We start from the raw sequence: 5,304 nt of genomic DNA on the forward strand, positions 1-5,304 counted from the left end.
CGGGCTACCCTTTGTGGGTGATACGTTGGATGGCAACCTGCCGACCTGGGTTACGCAGGGCATGGGCATCAACTTCTACTTCGGTGGCACCTCGCTGCTGATCGTCGTCGGCGTGGCCATGGACTTCGTCCAGCAACTCGAGAGCCAGCTGGTGATGCGCAATTACGCCGGTTTCAGGAAGCGAGGCCGCATGAGAGGACGCCGTGGATAGACCTGTTCGAGGTGTGCTTCTGGGCGCGCCGGGTTCCGGCAAGGGACCCCAGGCCGAGCGCGTGGCCGAGCGGATCGGGATCCCGGCGATCTCGACCGGCGAAATGCTGCGCGAAGCCGTGGCCGCGGGCAGCGATCTCGGGCAACGCGTCGAGGCGATCCTCAACTCGGGCGCTCTTGTCGACGACGAGACCATGGCCGAGGTCGTGAAGACCCGTCTCGCCGAGGACGACGCCAAGAACGGCTTTCTGCTCGATGGCTATCCGCGCAACCAGGGGCAGGCCGAGACCCTCGCCGGGATTCTCGAAGAGCTCGCCGAGTCCCTCGACATCGTCTGGTTCATCGATGTTCCCGAGGAGGAACTGGTGCGGCGAGCTCTGGCCCGGCAACGCGAGGACGACAAGGAAGAGGTCATCAAACGGCGCATCGAGCTCTACCGAGAGGTCACTAATCCGCTGGTGGACTTCTACAGTGCAATGGGCCTGGTCGAGCGGGTGAATGGGAAACAGTCGATCGACGAGGTCACGGAGGCCATGATGAAGGCTTTCGAGACCAGGGTCGGCGGCGGGCTCGCCAAGGAACCGGTGGACGCCTGATGGTCTTCAAGACACCAGGAGAGGTCGACCTCATGGATGAGGCCAACCGGATCGTTCACGAGGTGCTGAATCTCATGGCCGAGTCGGTTGCGCCCGGGGTGACCACGAAGTCGCTGGACACGATCGCCGAGGAGCACATTCGCGGCGCGGGCGGGGTGCCGGCGTTTCTGAACTACCGGGGTTTCCCGGCAACGCTTTGCACGTCAATCAACGACGTGATCGTGCACGGCATCCCGAACGAAACGCCGTTGGCCGAGGGAGACATCGTCGGCATCGACTGTGGGGTTCTCTACAAGGGCTACTACGGTGACGCGGCCAGGACTTTCGCGGTCGGCGAGATCAGTAGCGAGGCGGCACGGCTCATGCGTACGACCCGCGAGTCGCTCGAGAAAGCCGTGGAGGCGATCGAGCCCGGCCGCTTTCTGTCGGACATCGGCCACGCGGTCGAGGCGCACGTGGCCAGGCAGGGTTTCGCGGTGGTTCGCGAGTTCGTCGGGCACGGAATCGGGACCCAGCTGCACGAAGAGCCGCAGGTGCCCAACTTCGGCGCTCCGGGCAAGGGCCCGCGGCTCAAAGCGGGGCTGGTCCTGGCTGTCGAGCCGATGGTCAACGTCGGCACCGCGGACGTGCGCGTGGATGCGGATGGCTGGACCGCTCGGACGAAGGACGGATCGCTGTCGGCGCATTTCGAGTACTCGATCGCCGTCACCGATTCGGGGGCGCGAGTGTTGGGTCGGATGCCCAAGGCGGCATAGAGGGTAACCAGGAGAAATGGGAGAGTTTTGTCGAAGGAAGATGCAATAGAAGTCGAAGCGGTGGTCAAGGAGCCCTTGCCGAACGCGATGTTCAAAGTGGAGCTCGAGAACGGACACGAGGTTTTGGCCCACGTTTCCGGAAAAATGCGTAAACACTTCATTCGGATTCTTCCGGGTGACAGGGTGCGCATAGAGCTGTCGCCCTACGACCTCGACCGAGGACGGATCACCTACCGCTTGCGCGGCTAGGTCCGAGGAACGAAAAGATGAAAGTACGAGCTTCAGTCAAGAAAATGTGCGCCAAGTGCAAGATCGTCCGCCGTCGTGGTGTCGTTCGGGTGATCTGCGAGAACCCGAAACACAAGCAGAGGCAGGGGTAGCAAGTCATGGCAAGAATCGCGGGCATCGACCTACCGCCCAACAAGCAGATCTGGATCGGATTGACCTACATCCACGGTATCGGAGCGACCAGCTCGCGCCAGATCCTGTCCAAGGCCGGTGTCGAAGAGACCGTAAAGGTCAAGGACCTGGCCGAGGACGAGGCTCGCAAAATCCGAGAGATCATCCAGAACGATCTGCTGGTCGAGGGCGACCTGCGCAAGGATGTCACCCAGAACATCAAGCGCTTGATCGAGATCGGCTCCTACCGGGGCATGCGCCATCGCCGGGGCTTGCCCACGCGCGGCCAGCGCACACACACCAACGCCCGAACCCGCAAGGGACCCAAGCGCGGCGCCGTGGCCGGCAAGAAGAAAGTAAAGAAGTAGAAACGAGGAGTTTCAACTATGGCGAAGAGTAAAACAGGCGGCAAAGAGCGCCGGAAGAAGGAAAAGCGCGTCGTGCCGCACGGTGTCGTTCACGTCAAGGCGACGTTCAACAACACGATCGTGACCGTATCGGATCCCGATGGCGGGGTCCTGACCTGGTCGTCGGCCGGCCGCATCGGCTTCAAGGGATCGCGCAAGGGAACGCCGTTTGCCGCGCAGGTCGCGGGCAAGAACGCGGGCGTTCAGGCCCGTGAATTCGGCGTGCGCAGCGTCGACGTCGAGGTGAACGGACCGGGCGCGGGTCGCGAGTCGGCCATCCGAGCACTTTCGGCTTCGGGAATCGACGTCAAGTCGATCCGCGACGTAACGCCGATCCCGCACAATGGATGCAGAGCACCGAAACGGCGCCGGGTCTGAGGACCCAGCCGTACTCGAGATAGAAGTCGAATTGGAGGAATAGGAATTGGCACGTTACACAGGTCCAGTCTGCCGGCTTTGCCGGCGCGAGCGCATGAAGCTCTTTCTGAAGGGCGATCGGTGCTTCAAAGAGAAGTGCGCCATCGAGCGGCGCGGGTATCCTCCGGGTCAGCACGGCCAGCGGCGCGGTCGCCGCAATCTCGGCTACGGCATTCAGCTGCGTGAGAAGCAGAAGGTGAAGCGTTCGTACGGGGTGCTCGAGAAGCAGTTCCGCAGCTATTTCAAGCAGGCGGAGCGGCGCAAGGGCATCACCGGCGAGAACCTCCTGGCGATTCTCGAGCGGCGTTTGGACAACGTGGTCTACAGCCTGGGGTTCGCCTCGTCGAGAGCGCAGGCACGCCAGCTCGTCCGCCACGGTCATGTCCAGGTGGGCGGCAGGAAGAACACCATTCCGTCCTTCCAGGTCAAGGTGGGAGACGAGATCGCGATAAAGGAAGGCAGCCGTAAGAACGACTTCATTCGCGCGAGTGTCGAGACCGCCAGGGGCCGGGGCATTCCCAGCTGGCTGGAGATGGACCCCGACAATTTCTCCGGCTCGGTCACGGCCCTGCCCACGCGCGAAGAGATCAAGCTCGCCATCGAAGAACAGCTGATCGTCGAGCTCTACAGTCGGTAACTCGGTAACTCGGTAACTGAAAACCCCGGAGTTCACTCGGGTACATAGATACAAGGAGTCGGTTATGGAATATCAGGTTTTTCAACGGCCCAAGAGCCTCGAGGTCGAGCGCGAGTCGTACACTCCGACCTACGGCAAGTTCATCGCACGGCCGTTCGAGCGAGGCTTTGCCAACACCATCGGTAACGCGCTGCGGCGCTGCCTGTTGTCGTCGATCGAAGGTGCCGCGGTCTCGGCCGTTCGCATCGAAGGCGTTCTGCACGAGTTCTCGGCGATCCCGGGCGTGGTGGAGGATGTGACCGACATTATCCTCAACCTCAAAGAGATCCCTTTCCTGCTGCACTCGGACGAGCCCAAGGTGATCACGCTGGACGCCGCGGGCGCGGGTGTGGCCGATGCCGGTCTCTTCAACGCCGACGCGAATGTGGAGATCTGCGACGAGGCAGCTCCTATCGCGACGATCAACGAGTCCGGTACGCTCAAGCTCGAAGCCCAGATCAAAAAGGGCCGCGGCTACGTGAGCGCGGAGCGCAACTTCGACGAGACCCTGGGGCTCGGCTGGATTCCGGTCGACTCGGTGCACAGCCCGATCAAGAGGGTGAACTACCGCGTCGAGGCCGCTCGCGTCGGTCGTGCGACCGACTACGAGCAGCTCCTGCTCGAGGTCTGGACCAACGGCACCATCTCTCCGGAAGACGCGGTCTCGCAGGCGGCCGACCTGCTCAACAAGCACCTCGGCATTTTCATCGGTTCCGAGGAGGCCCTGCTGGCCGAGGTCGAAGAAGAAGTTTCCTCGATCGGCAGCGCGCTCGACTCGATTCTGGTCAAGCGCATCGACGAGTTGGATCTCTCGGTCCGTTCGACCAACTGCCTGAAGAACGCCAATATCATGACCCTTCGCGACCTGGTTGCTAGGAGTGAGCGGGACATGCTCGAGACCAAGAACTTCGGCAAGAAGTCTCTCGATGAGGTCCACGATCTGCTCGAGAGCTACGGCCTCTCCTTCGGGATGGACGTAGAAGGCGGAGCGCAATAACCCGGTGGCCTAGGCCACGGGAGGTTTTTCAATGAGACACGGTGTCCACGGACGCAAGCTCAGCAGAACGAGCGCACATCGCAAGGCGATGTTTCGCAATCAGCTGGCTTCGCTGATCCAGAGCGAGCAGATCCGCACGACCCTGGCCAAGGCCAAGGAGCTTCGGCCGGTGGCGGAGAAGATGATCACCCGGGGCAAGCGGGACACGGTCCACGCGCGCCGCATGGTGCGCCAGTGGGTGCCCGATCGCACGCATGTGAAGAAGCTCTTCGACGAGATCGCGCCGCGCTTCGCGGATCGCTCGGGCGGTTACACGCGAATCACGAAACTGGGTCCGCGCAAGGGCGACGGGGCGGAGATGGCGATTCTGGAGCTGGTGGAGAAGGGCGAGGAGTAAAGGTGCGCCGGCTGACGCCGGCGGTCTGCAAAGGTGAACGCCGGCGGGAACGCCGGCGTTTTCTGTGGTATGTCATTCAAAGGCGGAGCCGAAGAATCCCGAGTCCCGGCGTGGCTCTGTGCTACCGGTACCGATCGAAGGCCGCCGGTGCCTCCTTTCGCTCGCACGGAGAGGCTTCGCTTCAGGAGGCACGCGGCCGGCCTTTCAGCCGCGAGCCGGCAAGTTTCAGAGTGTCATTCTGAGGCGAAGCCGAAGAATCCCGATCCCTCGGTGCCCCTCGTTGTGCTACCGACAGTAGCCCGCCGATGCCTCTCTTCCTTCGCTAGAGGCTCACTCCGAGAGGTATGCGGCCGGTGCCTTCGGGGACACGATTCCTTCGTGTCCCCTCCGGCTGGTTTTCGACGCCGTGGGCAGTCCCGACGGCCTGCGTACCTACTCCCCCCCAGCCTC

10 protein-coding genes are annotated in these 5,304 nt (G+C 62.6%); all 10 read left to right on the top strand.

From position 1 onward, the window contains the following. Positions 1 to 211 (top strand): preprotein translocase subunit SecY (locus GY769_20530; protein MCP4204307.1); only part of this gene is annotated, 211 nt, incomplete at its 5' end. Further along, positions 204 to 806, top strand: a complete 603-nt coding sequence (locus tag GY769_20535) for an adenylate kinase (GenBank protein ID MCP4204308.1) — start codon at positions 204 to 206, stop codon at positions 804 to 806. The genes GY769_20530 and GY769_20535, both read left to right, overlap by 8 nt. After that, positions 803 to 1,561: a type I methionyl aminopeptidase gene (map, locus tag GY769_20540; protein ID MCP4204309.1), complete on the top strand. Its 759-nt coding sequence runs from the start codon at positions 803 to 805 to the stop codon at positions 1,559 to 1,561. The genes GY769_20535 and map overlap by 4 nt, the downstream gene beginning before the upstream one ends. Before the next feature lie 27 nt (positions 1,562 to 1,588). Next, entirely contained in the window at positions 1,589 to 1,810 is a 222-nt protein-coding gene (gene infA / locus GY769_20545) for a translation initiation factor IF-1 (GenBank protein MCP4204310.1), read from the top strand. A 17-nt stretch (positions 1,811 to 1,827) separates the two neighbouring features. Beyond that, positions 1,828 to 1,941 carry a 50S ribosomal protein L36 gene (gene rpmJ / locus GY769_20550; protein MCP4204311.1) on the top strand — a complete coding sequence of 38 codons (114 nt, stop codon included), beginning with the start codon at positions 1,828 to 1,830 and terminating at the stop codon, positions 1,939 to 1,941. A 6-nt stretch (positions 1,942 to 1,947) separates the two neighbouring features. After that, complete coding sequence (gene rpsM, locus GY769_20555) at positions 1,948 to 2,328, top strand: 30S ribosomal protein S13 (GenBank protein MCP4204312.1); 381 nt, start codon at positions 1,948 to 1,950, stop codon at positions 2,326 to 2,328. A gap of 18 nt (positions 2,329 to 2,346) precedes the next feature. Then, complete coding sequence (rpsK, locus tag GY769_20560) at positions 2,347 to 2,745, top strand: 30S ribosomal protein S11 (GenBank protein MCP4204313.1); 399 nt, start codon at positions 2,347 to 2,349, stop codon at positions 2,743 to 2,745. 46 nt (positions 2,746 to 2,791) lie between these two features. Next, the gene (gene rpsD, locus GY769_20565) at positions 2,792 to 3,421 is read left to right on the top strand and encodes a 30S ribosomal protein S4 (GenBank protein ID MCP4204314.1); all 630 of its coding nucleotides are present in this window, start codon (positions 2,792 to 2,794) and stop codon (positions 3,419 to 3,421) included. A gap of 64 nt (positions 3,422 to 3,485) precedes the next feature. After that, complete coding sequence (locus GY769_20570; protein ID MCP4204315.1) at positions 3,486 to 4,457, top strand: DNA-directed RNA polymerase subunit alpha; 972 nt, start codon at positions 3,486 to 3,488, stop codon at positions 4,455 to 4,457. A gap of 31 nt (positions 4,458 to 4,488) precedes the next feature. Next, complete coding sequence (gene rplQ / locus GY769_20575) at positions 4,489 to 4,854, top strand: 50S ribosomal protein L17 (GenBank protein ID MCP4204316.1); 366 nt, start codon at positions 4,489 to 4,491, stop codon at positions 4,852 to 4,854. Positions 4,855 to 5,304: the final 450 nt, after the last annotated feature.

This window comes from bacterium (assembly GCA_024224155.1).
GTDB lineage: Bacteria > Acidobacteriota > Thermoanaerobaculia > Multivoradales > JAHEKO01 > CALZIK01.